Here is a 15,274-nt window from a genome sequence, read left to right as displayed (position 1 = left end):
ACCGGTTACTCTCCTTCCCCTTGTCCTTCGTGCTCGACGACCACGGAGTTAACCTTGTTCGGCTGACGGTCATATTCCTCGCCGAGGTGTCCGTCTTCCAGCTTCGCCATCTGGGCCTTGAACTCGGCCTCGCTGACGACCTTGACGTTGAACAGCATCTCGGAGTGGTACTCGCCGCAAAGCTCGGCGCACTTACCGTCGAAGGTGCCCTCAACCTGCGGGGTGAGGTACATGTAGTTGGTGCGGCCCGGAATCATGTCCAGCTTCTGCACGAACGCCGGCACCCAGAACGAGTGGATGACGTCGCGGCTGTTCAGTTCCAGGGTGACAGTCTTGTTGACCGGCAGGTACAGGGTCGGCAGGGTCTCCTGGGCGCCGGCCGAGCCGTCCTCGTTCAGGTGAGCCTGCTTGCCAGCGAAGTACTTCTCCTGGCCGTCGTACGAGTAGTTGAAGTCCCAGGCCCACTGCTTGGCGCGGACGTCGACGACAACTTCGGAATCGACCTTGGTGTTGATTGCCTTTTCAACGTTGTTGTTGAAGCTAAAGAAGACCAACACCAGAACCAGCGGAATGGCGGTGTAGAAAATCTCGATTGGCAGGTTGTAGCTGATCTGACGCGGGTAGCCAGTATCGGACTTACGGCGGCGGTAGGCCACGACACACCAGAGCATCAAGCCCCAGGTCAAAACACCGATCACGGTCACAGCGATCCACGAGTTAACCCATAGATCCTGAATCATCCCGGTGTGGTTGGTGGTGTCACGCTCCACGTTCGGGAGCCAACCGCGCTTTACCTCCGCTGAACATCCCGTCAACAGCAGTGCGCCAGTACCTACCAAAGCCATGACTTTGGCTTTGGCAGATCCGCGACTGCCGGTTCGGTCTTGCGAACTCACAGACGGCCCTTCCTCTTTGTTGGTGCAGAATGTGTGGTCTTCGTAGGTCATCCCGCGTTTACGAGTGTGTCCCGTGAGCTGGCCCACGAAGCGAAACATAGTTTTACTACTTAATGTAGAGCTTACCCTCTCAAGCCCCTGAATGCAGAAAAACACCTCTGTTCCAACGAAAGTTTCTTAAACGTTTGAACAGAGGTGTTAGTTCCCGCTGATTTAGTGGAAAGAGTCCCCGCAGGCACAGGATCCGCCAGCCGACGGGTTGTCGATGGTGAAGCCCTGCTTCGAGATGGTGTCCTCGAAGTCGATGGAGGCGCCATTGAGATATGGGACACTCATCTTGTCGACGATCACTTCCACGCCGTCGAACTCGCGCACGTGGTCCCCGTCGAGCATGCGCTCATCGAAGTACAGCTGGTAGATCAGGCCCGAGCAGCCCCCGGGCTGCACGGCGATGCGCAGACGCAGGTCGTCGCGGCCTTCCTGGTCCAGAAGTGAGCGCACCTTTTCGGCGGCCACGTCGCTGAGGTTCACCTCGTGGGTCGGCAACTCGGTGGCGTCGCCCTTGACATCATTTGCTGGTGCAGTCATGTTTCTCCTCCCATACTGCAGTGGTGCGCCCTGCCCCGGTTCGTGGGGTGAAGATGTGCACCTCTCCTCTAGTTTCTATCGTACGACTCATCTGGGAATTCGCACCCATGTTTGTTTCACACTATGAGCCGATTCATAGCCGGACGGACTCTACAGCCCTTCGCTGTCCAGCCGGGCCAGCAGCAGCGCCTCGGCGACGATCGCGTTCTTGAAGTCCCCCAGGTGCAGGGACTCGTTGGCCGAGTGGGCCCGCGAGTCCGGATCCTCCACGCCGGTCACAAGGATTTGAGCTTGTGGGAAGACCTCGAGCAGGTCGGCGATGAATGGGATGGATCCGCCCAAACCCATGCTCACCGGTTCGGTCCCCCAAGCTTGGGCCAGGGCCCACTGCGCCTTTTCGTTCGCCGCCGCATGCAGGTCCGCCTGGTAGGCGCTGCCCGCCTCGGTGGCGGTGAAGGAGACTTCGGCTCCGCGCACGTCCTGGGCCAGGATATGCTCCTCCAGCGCCTTCAGCGCCGCTGCCGAGTCCTGCCCGGGTGCCAGGCGCATCGACACCTTGAACCGCGTGCGCGGGATCAGGGTATTGGAGGAATGGTCAACGCTGGGCATATCCATTCCAATGACGCTCAGCGCCGGTTTATTCCACAGCCGGTCGGTGATCTTGCCGGTTCCGGCCAGGGACACGGAGTCCAACAGGCCCGAATCGGCGCGGAACTGCTCCTCGGAGTAGTCCACGTCGGCGTGGTCGTTGGAGACGAGCCCGGGTACGGCAACGGCCCCGTTCTCATCGTGCAACGTGGAGATCAGCTTGGCGGCCAGCAACGGGGCGTCGAGCACCGGCCCGCCGAACATGCCCGAGTGCACGGCGTGCGTCATGGACCGAACCTCGATCTCGGCGGCAGCCATGCCGCGCAGCGAGGAGGTCAGCGCCGGGGTGCCCACGGCCCAGTTCGAGGAATCGGCCACGATGATCACATCGGCTGCCAGCTTGTCTTGATGCGCCTCCAGGAAGTTGCGGAACGACGGGGAGCCGGCCTCTTCCTCACCCTCGAAGAAGAAGGTCACCCCGACACCGAAGTCGGCGACCCGGTCCAGCACGGCGCGCAGCGCGGCAACGTGCACCATGATGCCGGCCTTGTCATCCGCGGCGCCACGGCCAAAGAGCCGGTCCCCGACACGGGTGGCCTCAAAGGCCGGGGTGTTCCAGTCCGCTGGGTCTCCGGGGGGCTGTACGTCGTGGTGGGCGTAGAGCAGGATGGTGGGCTTGCCGGGTTTGGCTGTGCGGCGGGCCACCACCGCCGGGCTGCCCATGGTTCCCTCATCGGTGGGTTCGCGCAGGATCTCCACGCTGTCCACCCCGATGGCCTCCACCAGTGCGGCCACGGCCTGGGCGCTTTGCTCCAGGTTTGCCGGATCGAAGGATTCCCAGGCGATGCCGGGGATTGCCACCAGCTCGGTCAGTTCGGTGAGGATCTTCTCGAAGTTGGCCTCGACGTGCTCGCGCAGGCCGGCGATGTCCACCCCGTGGGCGGCCGCTGCGGCCGAAGTGTTACTAGTCATGCTTCCAAGCCTAACAACCGATCAAGTCCGGCCAATGTCACGTCACAGCCGCGGAACCGATAGGATGGGCGGGTGTTTGGACGTAAGAAGGAAGAACCTCAGCCCCCGCAAGAGCAGGCCCCAGAGACGCTGGCCTCGCCCGATGGCCGCAAGAGCGGCCCGACCCCGAAGCGCAGCCAGCAGCAGGCACGCCACCAGCGTCCACTGGTGCCCAATGACCGCAAGCAGGCCAAGGAGATGGAGCGCAAGCGCCGCATCGAGGCTCAGCAGCGACTGCGTATCGCCAATGAAACCGGTGATGAGCGCTATCTGATGCCGCGTGACAAGGGTCCGCAGAAGCGTTTTGCCCGCGACTTCATCGACTCGCGCTGGATGTTCAGCGAGTTCATGATGTTCATCATCCTGCTGTTCCTGGTCGCCTCCCTGGTGTTCAGCCAGAACCTGACACTGCAGGTCTACGTGCAGTTCGGCCTGTACATCGTGTTGGGTGTGGTGATCATCGAAGGAATCCTCACCGGATGGCTGCTCAAGCGCGAGCTGGTCAAGCGCTTTGGCAAGCTCGAGCGCGGTGTCCGACTCTACGCCTTCATGCGCGGCATGCAGTTCCGCAAGCTGCGCCTGCCCAAGCCGCAGGTCAAGCGCGGTGCGAAGCTGAGCTGATCCAAGCACTCAGACATTAAAACAAGGAGGGTTCCTAGTGGAATCCTCCTTGTTTTTTGGCCTTGGGGCGAGGATCATGCCCACCTTGTGCCTCCGGCCTAGGACTGCCCGGCGAACACGCGTTTTATGCACAAGCCCACAGCTTTGTATCGCTCGGTACAAACCGCAAGCTTTGTGCACGGCCTGAGCTCGGTATCGCTGCTCCCCCGAGGACTACCGATAATCGGCCTCAGGCGCCCGGGCGGTATCCGGGCACAAGAAAAGGCGGGTGCCCGCTGGCACCCGCCGTCATCTTCAACTCGGCTGGCCGTATCTGGGCACGGCGAGCTGGTGAGAACTCCTAGAGCATCTGCGCCAGTTCCCGGTTGATGTTCCGGGCCCAGAACGGTCCTTCATACAGGAACGCCGTGTATCCCTGCACCAGGTCCGCTCCGGCATCCAGACGCTGCCTGACGTCCTTCGCATCGCTCACCCCACCCACGGAGATGATCGCCATTTCGGCGGGTACCAGTTCGCGCAGCTGGCGCAGCACCTGCAGGGAGCGTTCCTTCAGCGGGGCACCGGACAGTCCCCCGGCCCCAATGTCCTCGACGCGCGCCGAGTCACTGACCAGCCCCTCGCGACCGATGGTGGTGTTCGTGGCAATGATGCCGTCCAGTTCCAGTTCAATGGCCAGGCGTGCCACATCGGCCACGTCCTCGTCGCTGAGGTCCGGGGCGATCTTCACCAGCAACGGCACGTGCCGGCCGGCCACCGCATCGGCCTTGGCCCCCACCTGCTCCAGCAGCGGACGCAGGGAATCCACGCTCTGCAGCAAACGCAGCCCCGGGGTGTTCGGGCTGGAGACGTTCACCACCAGGTAGTCGGCGTGGTTCGCCAGCTGGCGGGTGGATTCCAGATAGTCGCCGACCGCGTCCTCCAGCTTGACCAGCTTGGTCTTGCCGATGTTCACGCCAACGACCGGACGGTGCCGGCGGTAATCGGCCTTCAGCTGCTGCCGGGCGGTGGCCACCCGGGCGGCGACGACCTCGGCGCCCTCGTTGTTGAACCCCATCCGGTTGATCACCGCGCGGTCCTCCACCAGGCGGAAGAGCCGCGGGGTCGGATTGCCCGGCTGGGCCTGACCGGTGACGGTGCCGATCTCCACGTGCCCGAACCCGATGTCGCTCAGCGCCAGGATGCCGGTGGCGCCCTTGTCGAAGCCGGCGGCCAGGCCAAAGGGCGAAGGGAAGTCGATGCCCATCACCGTGCGGCGCAGCTTCGGGTCGGGAGCAAAGAACTTGCGGGTCAGCTTGCTCAATCCGACACGCTGCGCCAGCTTGATGGCGTCAAAGGCGAAGTGGTGGGCCTTCTCCGGATCCATCTTGGTGAAGACGTGCTTGAAAACCAGGGGGTAGATGCGCATGGTTTCAATTTTCGCCGCTGGCCAGTGCGCTTGCCAAATTCTTTACCGGCTAGGCTGGTGCCATGAGCGGTCTGCACGGTATTCCATCAAGCCAGTGGCCGGATTTCTTGACCAGCACGGATCCCGGCGGTTGGGCCGCCGACCCGTTGGGCGAGGACTTTGAGCACACCACCTTGGACCTTGGCGTTGATGGGGAGGGCCCGGTGTTAGGCACTTTGGTCCGCTATGTGCCAAAGCAGCCGCCCCCGGGCAATCCGGAAGAGCACGGCATCCTGCTCAGTGTCCATGGCTGGAGCGACTACTTCTACAATCGCGAGCTGGCCGAATTCTGGCGGGCCGCCGGCTACCGTTTCTACGCCCTGGACCTGCGCCGCTATGGGCGCAGCCTGCGCAGCGAGCACCAGCGTCCCGGTTATGTGGAGCACCTGGCCGAATACCACCAGGAGCTGGACGCGGCCGCGGATCTGCTCACGGCCGAGCACCCGGGGCTGCCGCTGCTGGTGCAGGGCCATTCCCTGGGCGGGCTGATCATCAGCCTCTGGGCCCAGCAGTCCACCGCCAGGCTGGCCGGGCTGGTGCTCAACGCCCCGTGGCTGGAATTCCAGGGCACCCAGTTCCTGAGGATACCGGCCCAGGGGCTGATGGAGGCGATGGCCCGGCGCTCCCCCACACGCACCCTGCACCTGCCCGAACTGGACCACTACTGGCTCTCGCTCTCCCAGGACGGGCACGGGGAATGGGACATCCACCCGCTGTGGCGTCCCCGGCACGCGTTCCGTCCCACCGTGGGCTGGATGCGCACGGTGCTCGAGGCGCACGCGAAGGTGGCCAAGGGGCTGGACCTGGAGCTGCCGGTGCTGGTGCTCACCAGCGCCCAGTCGCACTTCGGGGCCAGCTATGATCCGCTGATGCAGCGCACCGATTCGGTGGTGGACGTGAACCTGGTGCGCCAGCGCAGCCTGAAGCTGGGCAGCTTCATCACCAATGCGATCATCACCGACGCGATGCACGACGTGTTCACCTCATCCGCCGGGCCGCGCGCCGAATCCTATGCGAAGGTCCGGCGCTGGCTGCACCTGCTGCAGGGCGCAAGCTAGCCGGCGCCGCGCCAGGTTTCCCCTGGCGGAACGCGTTTAGCTGTGGACCGGTGTGGCCTCGGGCTGGGGCTTGTCCACTGCGCCACCGTAGCGGCGGTCGCGTTGTGCGTACTGTGCGACGGCCTTGAACAAGGTGGTGCGGTCCACATCCGGCCACAGCTCGTCCAGGAACACCATTTCGGCGTACGCCGACTGCCAGAGCAAAAAGTTGCTGGTGCGCTGCTCCCCGGAGGTGCGCATGAACAAATCCACATCCGGCAGTTCCGGGGCGTGCAGGTAGCGGCCAATGGTTTTCTCGCTGATCCCGGAGGGCTTCAGACGTCCGGCCTGCACGTCCTGGGCCATCAGAATCATGGCGTCGGCCAGTTCGGCCCGTCCCCCGTAGTTCACGCACATGGTCAGCTGGCAGCCCAGGTTGTCTTCGGTGAGTTCCTCGGCGGCCTTCAGCTCGTTGATCACGCTCTTCCACAGCCGCGGTTCACGCCCGGACCAGCGGATGCGCACGCCCCAGGAGTTCAGGGTGTCGCGCTGGCGGCGCAGCACGTCGCGGGAGAAGCCCATCAAGAAGCGCACTTCCTCGGGGCTGCGCTTCCAGTTTTCGGTGGAGAACGCGTACACCGAGACGTACTTGATCCCCAGCTGCACGGCCCCGGCCATCACATCGAGCAGCGCGGCTTCCCCCGCCCGGTGTCCCTCGGTGCGCGGCAGCCCGCGCTGGTTCGCCCACCGGCCATTGCCGTCCATCACGATCGCCACGTGCTGGGGCAGCACGGCGGCCGGGATGGAGGGCACCTGCGGGTTCCGGGGGTGCGCATAGGGGCTGACCGGGCCGCGCTGGCCGGTGATCGGGGCGAGCTTCTTCATGTTCTCTCCACATGGCGTAGGGACTTCACGGCACGTTCCAGGTGCCACTGCAGGTAGTTGGCTACGATCTTGGCGCCCTGGTCGCGCGCCTTGGGCCCGGCGGTGGCCACCGTGTCCCAGTCCCCGGTCAGCAGCGCCTGCAGGTAGCTGACGGTGACCGGGTGCGGGGAGGTGGAGCCCGGCGGGCGGCAGGCCGGGCAGACCACGCCGCCCAGCTGGATGTTCAGCGCCGAATGCGGACCCGGTTCACCGCAGCGCACGCAGTCGGTGAAGGAGGGGGCCCAGCCTGCCACGGACAGGGCGCGCAGGAGGTAGGAGTCCAGAATCGGTCCGGGGTCCACGCTGCCGCGGGCGAGCAGCGCGATCGCCCCGTGCAGCAGCCGGTATTGGCGCATCGTGGAGTCGGCGTCCGCCTCCAGCAGCCGTTCGGCGGTTTCCACCATCGCGGTGGCCACCGTGTAGGCGGAGTAGTCGCCGACCAGCTTTTGCCCGTAGGGGTGGCGCAGCTGGGCCTGGGAGATGATGTCCAGGCTGCGGCCCATCACCACCTGGGCGTCGACTTCCATGAACGGTTCCAGGGTGGCGCCCATCCGCGAGGAGGTGCGCCGCACCCCCTTGGCCACGGCCCGGACCAGCCCGTTGGGGGTGATCAGGGTGATGATGCGGTCGGACTCGCCAAGCTTGTGGGTACGCAGAACAATGCCGCGGGTGCGGTAACTGCGTGATGCGAATCCAGATCTTGCCACACCCCCAATTATCGCACTTTTGCACCGCTCCCGCGCACCACGGCTCGCCTGCCCGGGGCTGGGGCCGCACGGCACGGCGCCCCGCAGCGTTGCAACGCTGCGGGGCGCCGTGTTGGTGGTCGTGCCGTTGGCCGGTGGGGCTACTTGGCGTCGCGGATGGCGCGGTTCACCGCGGAGACCACGGCCTTCAGTGAGGCGATGGTGGTGTTCGCGTCCATGCCCACCCCCCACAGGATCCGGTCCCCGACCGCGCATTCAACGTAGGCGGCCGCCTGGGCGTTGCCGCCCTCGCTCAGCGCGTGCTCGGTGTAGTCCAGCACCCGCAAATCCACCCCGTCCTCGTTGAGCATCTTTACCAGTGCGGAGATCGGGCCGGTGCCCTCGGCGCTGCGCTCCTGGGCGGCGCCGTCCACCAGCAGCTTGGTGTGCAGCACGAAGCTGCCGTCCTCTGCGGATTCGGCGGTTGCCGAGGCGATCTTGTAGTACCCCCAGGGCTTGAGGCCATTGCCCTCGGCCACCGGCAGGTACTCGTCCTGGAAGACCTGCCAGATGGTCTGCGAGGAGACTTCCCCGCCCTCGGAGTCGGTCTTCTTCTGGATCACCCCGGAGAATTCGATCTGGGCGCGGCGCGGCAGGTCCAGGTTGTAGTCGTTCTTCAGCAGGTAGGAGACCCCGCCCTTGCCGGACTGGGAGTTCACCCGGATCACGGCCTCGTAGCTGCGCCCGATGTCCTTGGGGTCCACCGGCAGGTAGGGCACCGCCCAGACCAGGTCGTTGATGTCCTTGCCCTGGGCGGCGGCCTTGGCGTCCATCGCCTCCAGGCCCTTCTTGATGGCGTCCTGGTGGGAGCCGGAGAACGCGGTGAACACCAAGTCCCCGCCGTACGGGCTGCGCTCGGGCACCGGCAGCTGGTTGCAGTACTCCACGGTGCGTCGGATGTGGTCCATGTCGGAGAAGTCGATCTGCGGGTCCACGCCCTGGCCGAACATGTTCATGCCCAGGGTGATCAGGTCCACGTTGCCGGTGCGCTCCCCGTTGCCGAACAGGCAGCCCTCGATGCGGTCCGCGCCGGCCAGGTAGCCCAGCTCCGCGGCGGCCACCCCGGTGCCGCGGTCGTTGTGCGGGTGCAGGGAGAGGATGATCGACTCCCGGTTGGCCAGGTTGCGGTGCATCCACTCGATCGAGTCGGCGTACACGTTCGGGGTGGCCATCTCCACGGTGGCCGGAAGGTTCAGGATCACCTTGTTCTGCGGGCTGGCCTCCAGCACCTCGGCCACCGCCTCGCAGATGCGCTTGGCGAACTCGAGCTCGGTGCCGGTGTAGGACTCCGGGGAGTATTCGTAGGTGATCTTGGTGCCGCTAAGCTGCTCCTCGTACTTCTTGCACAGCCGCGCACCCTGCACCGCGATGTCCACGATCCCGTCCTCGTCCTGGCGGAACACCACTTCGCGCTGCAGGATCGAGGTGGAGTTGTACAGGTGCACGATCGCCTGCTTGGCGCCCTCCAGCGCCTGGTAGGTGCGCTCGATCAGGTGTTCCCGGGACTGGGTGAGCACCTGGATGGTCACATCCTCGGGGATGCGGTCCTGTTCGATGAGCTGGCGCACGAAGTCGAAGTCGGTCTGCGAGGCCGAGGGGAAGCCCACCTCGATCTCCTTGAACCCCATCTGCACCAGCAGGTCGAACATCTTGTGCTTGCGCTCGGGGCTCATCGGGTCGATCAGCGCCTGGTTGCCGTCGCGCAGATCCACCGCGCACCAGCGCGGGGCCTTGGTGATGTATTTGTCTGGCCAGGTGCGATCGGGCAGGTTGACCTCGATCTGGTCCTGGAAGGGAACATACTTGTGGATTGGCATGTTCGAAGGCTTTTGCATGTTCTGCATTTCGGTATCCCCTGGACAATTGGTGGTTGTTTGTATGGGGCCGGATGAGGGCGAACTCCGCGACGAGGGGTCGGCCGTGGGACCACTAGCGGTCCGTTGGATCCTCGCAGCGGCTAAGTAGCAGTAGTAGCTCGAAATGCATTTTTCAAACATAGCACCGCCGGTGGGATGCGGCGCAGTTGTTGCACGTTTGTGTCACATTCCGGACGCCGGGCCGTGCGCCGCGCCTTTCCCGGACATGCCACAACCCCTGCCCGACCAGGTCGGACAGGGGTTGTTCGCCGGCGCGGCAGCCCGTGGCGGCGGGCTAGAAGCCGAGGCGGCCCAGCTGCTTCGGGTCGCGCTGCCAGTCCTTGGCCACCTTCACGTGCAGGTCCAGGTACACCTTGGTGCCCAGCAGCTTCTCGATCCCCTGCCGGGCGCGGGTGCCGACCTCACGCAGCCGGGCGCCGCCCTTGCCAATCACGATCGCCTTCTGGCTGGGCCGCTCCACGTACAGGCTCACGTGGATGTCCACCAGCGGGTTCTCCTTCGAGCGGCCCTCGCGCGGGGCCATCTCCTCGACGACCACGGCCAGCGAGTGCGGCAGCTCATCGCGCACCCCCTCCAGCGCGGCTTCGCGCACCAGCTCGGCGACCATCACGCTCTCCGGCTCGTCGGTCAGCTCCCCGTCCGGGTACAGCGGCGGGCCCAGCGGCAGCTGTTCGACCAGCACGTTGGCCACCTGCTCCACCTGGAAGTCCTTCACGGCGCTGACCGGGATGATCGCGGCGAACCCGTCGGGCCCGAAGTTTTCGTTGCCCAGCTCCGTGACCGCGATCAGCTGCGCGGCCAGGGTCTCGCGGTCCACCAGGTCGGCCTTGGTGACCAGGGCGACGATGGGCTTGCGCTTGAGCTGGGCGAGCTGGCTGGCGATGAAGCGGTCCCCGGGGCCGATCTTCTCGTTGGCCGGCAGGCAGAAGCCGATCGCGTCGACCTCGGAGAGGGTCTCGGCGACCAGATCGTTCAGCCGCTGCCCCAGCAGGGTGCGCGGGCGGTGCAGCCCGGGGGTGTCCACCAGGATCAGCTGCGCGTCGGGGCGGTGCACGATCCCGCGGATGGTGTGCCGGGTGGTCTGCGGCTTGGCGGAGGTGATCGCGATCTTCTGCCCCACCAGGGCGTTGGTCAGCGTGGACTTGCCGGCGTTGGGCCGGCCCACGAAGGAGGTGAAGCCCGAACGGAAGTCCTCGGGCCAGCTGCCGGAGGCGGGAAGGTTGTTAGTCTCTGCCATTGGGTGATTCCTCTATGGTTTCTCTCTGGTCGGACGCGCCGTGGTGCAGGCGCTCTACATGAATTTTGCCCACGCGGTTGCGCCGCCCGGACAGGGAGACGACTTCCAGTCGCAGCCCGTGGATCTCGGCCACCGAGCCGAGCACCGGCACCGATTCCAGGGCCTTGGAGATCAGCCCGCCCACGGTGTCCACGTCCTCCTCCTCGATGTCCATGTCGAAGAAGTCGGCCACGTCGTCGATGGAGGTGCCGGCCTGGGCGGTCAGCGTCCCGTCCGGGTTTTCCACCACGTCCGGGCGGGAGCGGTCGTATTCGTCGTCGATCTCCCCCACGATCTCCTCCAGCAGGTCCTCCAGGGTGATCAGCCCGGCGGTGCCGCCGTACTCGTCGACCACGATGGCCAGGTGGATGGACTCCTGCTGCAGTTCCTGCATCAGCTCGGCCGCATTCTTCGATTCGGGCACGAAGCGCACCTTGCGGGCCAGTTCGCCCAGCGATTCGGCGCGCTGCAGCCCGTGCACCTCGCGGATCACGTCCTTGAGGTAGATGATCCCGCGGATGTCATCGGCGTCCTCCCCGGCCAGCGGGATGCGGGAGAAGCCCGAGGCCATGAACAAGTCCAGGGCCCGGTGGATGGTGGTGTCCGCGTCGAAGTAGACCATGTCGGTGCGCGGGACCATCACCGAGCGCACATTGGTTTCCTCCAGGTCCATCACCGAGGAGATCAGCTCCGCCGATTCCTCCTCCAGGTCCGCGCCCTCGCTGGCCCGGTCCACGATGTCACGCAGCCGGTCCTTGTCCAGGTAGGTGTCCTCATGGCTGGAGCCCGAGGGGGCCAGCGCCTTGCCGATGGAGGCCAGCCAGTTGGTCACCGGGCCCAGCAGCACGCGCAGCAGGCGCACCAGCGGGGCGGTGCTGCGCACCACGGAGGCCGCGTTCGCCCGCCCGTAGCGCCGCGGGGAGACCGAGACCAGCACGAAGCCCAGCCCCGCCATGGTGATGGTGGCCAGCAGCCCGGCCAGCCAGATGTTGTGGATAAAGCGGGAGAAGACCAGGGCGATGGCCACCGCGGAAGCGGTTTCGAACCACATCCGCCAGAAGCGGATGGACTGGGCGTGGGATTCGCTGTCGTCCAGGATCCGGGTCAGCGCCTTGGAGTTCGAGTCGTTGCGCAGTTTTTCCGCCGTGTGGCGGGAGAGGGCATAAAAGGCCGAATCCGCTGCCGTGAGAACCGCCGCACAGGCGAGGAAGATCAGGGCAGCGATCACTAAAACGGTGCTCACCGGCTACTCCACGGTCTCCTTCGGGGCCGGGCGGCCCAGGAAGGATTCCAGCAGCTTGCGCTGCAGGCCGAACATCTCGGCGCGTTCGGCCTCCTCGTCGTGGTCGAAGCCCATCAGGTGCAGCAGGCCGTGGGTGGTCAGCAGCAGCACCTCGTCCTGGACGCTGTGCCCGCCGGCGGCGGCCTGTTCGGCGGCCACGGCCGGGCAGATCACCACATCTCCCAGGATCCCGCTCTCGGCCGGGGTGTTGGCGCTGCCCGGACGCAGCTCGTCCATCGGGAAGCTCATCACGTCGGTGGGCCCTTCCAGGTCCATCCACTCCACGTGCAGCTGGCTCATGGCCTCCTCGTCGACGAACACCACCGAGACCTCGGTGCTGGGGTGCAGGTACATGGTCTCCAGCACAAAGCGTGCCAGCTTCTCCACGGCCTGCAGGTCGACCTGCGCTTCGGTTTCGTTATTGACTTCGATGCTCATCTATTGCTGCTCACTGGTTCCTGGAGGCTAAATCGGTGGGCGGGGTTCACTTGCCACGCCGTTCACGATGCGGCTGGCGCTGGGCGGCGTCCCAGCGGTCGTAGGCCGAGACGATGTCGGAGATCAGCCGGTGGCGCACCACGTCGGTGGCGTCCAGGCGGCAGATGCTGATGTCGTCGATGTCCTTGAGGACCTCGGTGACCAGGCGCAGCCCGGAGACCGCGTTTCCCGGCAGGTCCACCTGGGTGATGTCCCCGGTGACCACCATCTTCGAGCCGAAGCCCAGGCGGGTGAGGAACATCTTCATCTGCTCCGCAGTGGTGTTCTGCGCCTCGTCCAGGATCACGAACGCGTCGTTCAGGGTGCGTCCGCGCATGTACGCCAGCGGGGCGACCTCGATGGTGCCGGCCTCCAGCAGTCGCGGGATCGACTCGGGGTCCACCATGTCGTGCAGCGCATCGTAGAGCGGGCGCAGGTACGGGTCGATCTTCTCGGACAGGGTGCCGGGCAAAAAGCCCAGCTTCTCCCCGGCCTCCACGGCCGGGCGGGTGAGGATGATCCGGTTGACCTGCTTGTCCTGCAGCGCGGCGACCGCCTTGGCCATGGCCAGGAACGTCTTGCCGGTGCCGGCCGGGCCGATGCCGAAGGTGATGGTGGAGTCGTCGATCGCGTCCACGTAGGACTTCTGGTTCACCGTCTTGGGGCGGATCGACTTGCCGCGCCCAGAGAGGATCTTCAACCCCAGCACATTGGAGGCGGACTGCTCCCCGTTGCCCGAGACCATCTTGATGATCTGCTCGATGGTCTCCACGCTCATGCGCGAGCCGCGGCCGGCCAGTTGCCGGGCCTCCTCCAGCACCCGCTGGGCGCGGCGCACCTGGCCGGGTTCACCCAGCAGGGTCAGCCGGGAATCGGCGGGGCGCAGTTCCAGCGAGGGGTAGGCTCCGGTCAGGATCCGCAGCAGCTCGTCATTGGGTCCCAGAGTGGAGATCATATGCTCGGGATTGTCGAAGGTGACGGTCAGGGATGCGCGTTCGGCTTCGGATGGCATCCGATCTTTTTCTACCTGCATACGGTGTTGTGGGCCCCTTAGGCGTAAACGAGAAAATGTTGCATCTTCCAGTCTAGCGAGCGAAGGCTGTTTTGGGGCATGCGCCGTGGGATAAATCCCCAAATCTACCCCTCACTTTGGATGCTGAAGGTATAGATTTGGTTACAGATCGCTATCCTGTACGGTTTTTCGCCCTTTAGCCCAGTTGGGTATGGCATTGTGTTGAACCGTCAGCTACAAATGTTACTGGTGAGTTCCACGTCACAGGTGGACCATGTGGATAGGTGTATTGATTGCCTCTAGGAAAGTTTTCGCGGCGCGCAACAGCGGCGGCCCTGGCCCTTGGCCTGGCCGTCGCCGTGGGCTGTGGGGCGAGCACCGGCAATGAGGAACACCGCATGCCCGACACCTCGAACAGCGCCCACCAGGGCCTGCCCAGGGCCTCGGGCTGGGTGGAAACCCCCTCAGACAAGGAACTGATCCCGGTCTACTGGCTGCAGGCCGATAATGACGGGGTCTACCTGTACCGCGAGTACGCCCGGGCCAAGGCCAGCGGGGACCCGGTCACCGACGCCATCAGCTACATGCTCAACGACAAGCCGGCCAAGGACGGGTGGTTCACCTACCTGAAGCCCAGCACCGACATCGGGGTGTCGATCAGCTCCGAGAACGTGATCACCCTGGACCTGCCGAAGAAGGTCTTTGGCGCCCGCCTGGATGAGGGCCTGGCCCAGCGCAGCATCCAGCAGCTGGTGTTCACCGCCACCGCCGCGGCCGCCAACGCCGGGGTACTGAACGGCAGCCAGCCGCCGAAGCTGCGCCTGCTGGTGGACGGGGCCGCGAACGCCACCGTGTTCGACGACTACCGCCTGGAGAGCGAATACGAACGCAACTCCAGCTTCATGGCCCCGATCTGGATCATCGACCCGCAGAACTCCCGCCAGTTCGCCGCCGGGAAGGTCAAGCTCAACGCCCGATCCGTCGCCTTCAGCGACGGGCTGTACTACCGGGTGGAGCGCAAGAACACGGCCGGGGACTGGCAGCCGGTGGACGAGGCCCAACGGGTAAAGGCCACCGAGCTGGATGAGGACGGGGCGCTCAGCCGCGAGCTGGCGCTCTCCCCCGGCGAATACCGGGTGACCCTGTGGGGCCAGAACAACGGTTCGGGCGCGAAGATCGCGCGCACCACCAGCATGTTCAACGTCAGCTAACCGGGCAGCCAAAGAACCGGGCCGCAAAGCCCCCGCGAACCACGCTTAACCACGAACCCGCCCATCGCCGGCAGACGCGAAATCGCGTCCACCGGCGATGGCTGGGTGAAGTTTTTCCAAGCCCCCTACAGGTCCCCGAGCAGGTGACGGACCAGCACCAGGGCGGCCGGGCCGGCGGTGGAGGCCCGCAGCACATGCTGGCCCAGAACCACGGCCCGGGCACCGGCGGCGGTGAGCACCGCCAGTTCCCCGTCGCTGATCCCGCCCTCGGGACCCACGATCAG

The 15,274-nt window shown here is 65.4% G+C and carries 15 protein-coding genes; 3 read left to right on the top strand and 12 right to left on the bottom strand.

All coding sequences use genetic code 11. The features are described from left to right. Window positions 1–5: 5 nt before the first annotated feature. The 3 genes from ctaC to RCJ92_RS05000 form a co-directional block, all read right to left on the bottom strand. Window positions 6–896 (bottom strand): aa3-type cytochrome oxidase subunit II, encoded by an 891-nt coding sequence (gene ctaC, locus RCJ92_RS05010; RefSeq protein ID WP_138174273.1) that lies wholly within the window; start codon window positions 894–896, stop codon window positions 6–8. Window positions 897–1,109: 213 nt separating this feature from the next. Further along, window positions 1,110–1,484, bottom strand: coding sequence for a HesB/IscA family protein (locus RCJ92_RS05005; protein ID WP_054820879.1), 375 nt, complete (start codon window positions 1,482–1,484; stop codon window positions 1,110–1,112). 150 nt (window positions 1,485–1,634) lie between these two features. Next, complete coding sequence (locus RCJ92_RS05000) at window positions 1,635–3,044, bottom strand: M20/M25/M40 family metallo-hydrolase (protein WP_446753922.1); 1,410 nt, start codon at window positions 3,042–3,044, stop codon at window positions 1,635–1,637. Window positions 3,045–3,116: 72 nt separating this feature from the next. On the opposite strand from RCJ92_RS05000, the gene RCJ92_RS04995 reads away from it, so the two are divergent. After that, on the top strand, window positions 3,117–3,704 hold the full coding sequence (locus RCJ92_RS04995) for a DUF3043 domain-containing protein (RefSeq protein WP_138174015.1): 588 nt from the start codon (window positions 3,117–3,119) through the stop codon (window positions 3,702–3,704). Window positions 3,705–4,044: 340 nt separating this feature from the next. On the opposite strand, the gene RCJ92_RS04990 is transcribed toward RCJ92_RS04995, so the two are convergent. Beyond that, a complete protein-coding gene (locus RCJ92_RS04990; protein ID WP_446753921.1) occupies window positions 4,045–5,109 on the bottom strand; it encodes a quinone-dependent dihydroorotate dehydrogenase in 1,065 nt (354 codons plus the stop codon). 62 nt (window positions 5,110–5,171) lie between these two features. Here RCJ92_RS04990 and RCJ92_RS04985 point away from each other — a divergent pair, with 62 nt between their 5' ends. Next, a complete protein-coding gene (locus RCJ92_RS04985) occupies window positions 5,172–6,206 on the top strand; it encodes an alpha/beta hydrolase (RefSeq protein ID WP_446753920.1) in 1,035 nt (344 codons plus the stop codon). A 36-nt stretch (window positions 6,207–6,242) separates the two neighbouring features. Here RCJ92_RS04985 and RCJ92_RS04980 read toward each other — a convergent pair whose 3' ends face one another. The 7 genes from RCJ92_RS04980 to RCJ92_RS04950 form a co-directional block, all read right to left on the bottom strand. Further along, window positions 6,243–7,070, bottom strand: a complete 828-nt coding sequence (locus tag RCJ92_RS04980; protein WP_446753919.1) for an isoprenyl transferase — start codon at window positions 7,068–7,070, stop codon at window positions 6,243–6,245. After that, window positions 7,067–7,816 (bottom strand): DNA repair protein RecO, encoded by a 750-nt coding sequence (gene recO / locus RCJ92_RS04975; protein ID WP_138174023.1) that lies wholly within the window; start codon window positions 7,814–7,816, stop codon window positions 7,067–7,069. Before recO ends, RCJ92_RS04980 begins: the two co-directional genes overlap by 4 nt. A gap of 140 nt (window positions 7,817–7,956) precedes the next feature. Continuing rightward, window positions 7,957–9,699, bottom strand: a complete 1,743-nt coding sequence (leuA, locus tag RCJ92_RS04970) for a 2-isopropylmalate synthase (RefSeq protein ID WP_138926226.1) — start codon at window positions 9,697–9,699, stop codon at window positions 7,957–7,959. Window positions 9,700–10,006: 307 nt separating this feature from the next. Further along, the gene (era, locus tag RCJ92_RS04965; RefSeq protein WP_138174027.1) at window positions 10,007–10,969 is read right to left on the bottom strand and encodes a GTPase Era; all 963 of its coding nucleotides are present in this window, start codon (window positions 10,967–10,969) and stop codon (window positions 10,007–10,009) included. After that, entirely contained in the window at window positions 10,956–12,251 is a 1,296-nt protein-coding gene (locus tag RCJ92_RS04960) for a hemolysin family protein (protein ID WP_138174029.1), read from the bottom strand. Before RCJ92_RS04960 ends, era begins: the two co-directional genes overlap by 14 nt. A gap of 3 nt (window positions 12,252–12,254) precedes the next feature. Further along, a complete protein-coding gene (ybeY, locus tag RCJ92_RS04955; protein WP_054821529.1) occupies window positions 12,255–12,728 on the bottom strand; it encodes an rRNA maturation RNase YbeY in 474 nt (157 codons plus the stop codon). 46 nt (window positions 12,729–12,774) lie between these two features. Beyond that, window positions 12,775–13,779 (bottom strand): PhoH family protein, encoded by a 1,005-nt coding sequence (locus RCJ92_RS04950; protein ID WP_249354253.1) that lies wholly within the window; start codon window positions 13,777–13,779, stop codon window positions 12,775–12,777. A 293-nt stretch (window positions 13,780–14,072) separates the two neighbouring features. Between RCJ92_RS04950 and RCJ92_RS04945 the strand changes: the two genes are divergently transcribed. After that, window positions 14,073–14,990 carry a GerMN domain-containing protein gene (locus tag RCJ92_RS04945; protein WP_446753918.1) on the top strand — a complete coding sequence of 306 codons (918 nt, stop codon included), beginning with the start codon at window positions 14,073–14,075 and terminating at the stop codon, window positions 14,988–14,990. 125 nt (window positions 14,991–15,115) lie between these two features. Here RCJ92_RS04945 and RCJ92_RS04940 read toward each other — a convergent pair. After that, window positions 15,116–15,274: 16S rRNA (uracil(1498)-N(3))-methyltransferase (locus RCJ92_RS04940; protein WP_446753936.1), on the bottom strand; the 159-nt coding region annotated here is incomplete at its 5' end.

It is taken from the genome of Glutamicibacter sp. BSL13 (assembly GCF_052928425.1).
This window is presented reverse-complemented; position numbering and strand designations above follow the sequence as displayed.

Excerpts from the sequence above, each read along its gene's own strand:
- ybeY (WP_054821529.1), bottom strand. The coding sequence starts at position 12,728 with ATGAGCATCGAAGTCAATAACGAAACCGAAGCGCAGGTCGACCTGCAG.
- RCJ92_RS05000 (WP_446753922.1), bottom strand. The coding sequence starts at position 3,044 with ATGACTAGTAACACTTCGGCCGCAGCGGCCGCCCACGGGGTGGACATC.
- RCJ92_RS04980 (WP_446753919.1), bottom strand. The coding sequence starts at position 7,070 with ATGAAGAAGCTCGCCCCGATCACCGGCCAGCGCGGCCCGGTCAGCCCC.
- leuA (WP_138926226.1), bottom strand. The coding sequence starts at position 9,699 with ATGCAGAACATGCAAAAGCCTTCGAACATGCCAATCCACAAGTATGTT.
- era (WP_138174027.1), bottom strand. The coding sequence starts at position 10,969 with ATGGCAGAGACTAACAACCTTCCCGCCTCCGGCAGCTGGCCCGAGGAC.
- RCJ92_RS04950 (WP_249354253.1), bottom strand. The coding sequence starts at position 13,779 with ATGCCATCCGAAGCCGAACGCGCATCCCTGACCGTCACCTTCGACAAT.
- RCJ92_RS04990 (WP_446753921.1), bottom strand. The coding sequence starts at position 5,109 with ATGCGCATCTACCCCCTGGTTTTCAAGCACGTCTTCACCAAGATGGAT.
- RCJ92_RS05005 (WP_054820879.1), bottom strand. The coding sequence starts at position 1,484 with ATGACTGCACCAGCAAATGATGTCAAGGGCGACGCCACCGAGTTGCCG.
- RCJ92_RS04985 (WP_446753920.1), top strand. The coding sequence starts at position 5,172 with ATGAGCGGTCTGCACGGTATTCCATCAAGCCAGTGGCCGGATTTCTTG.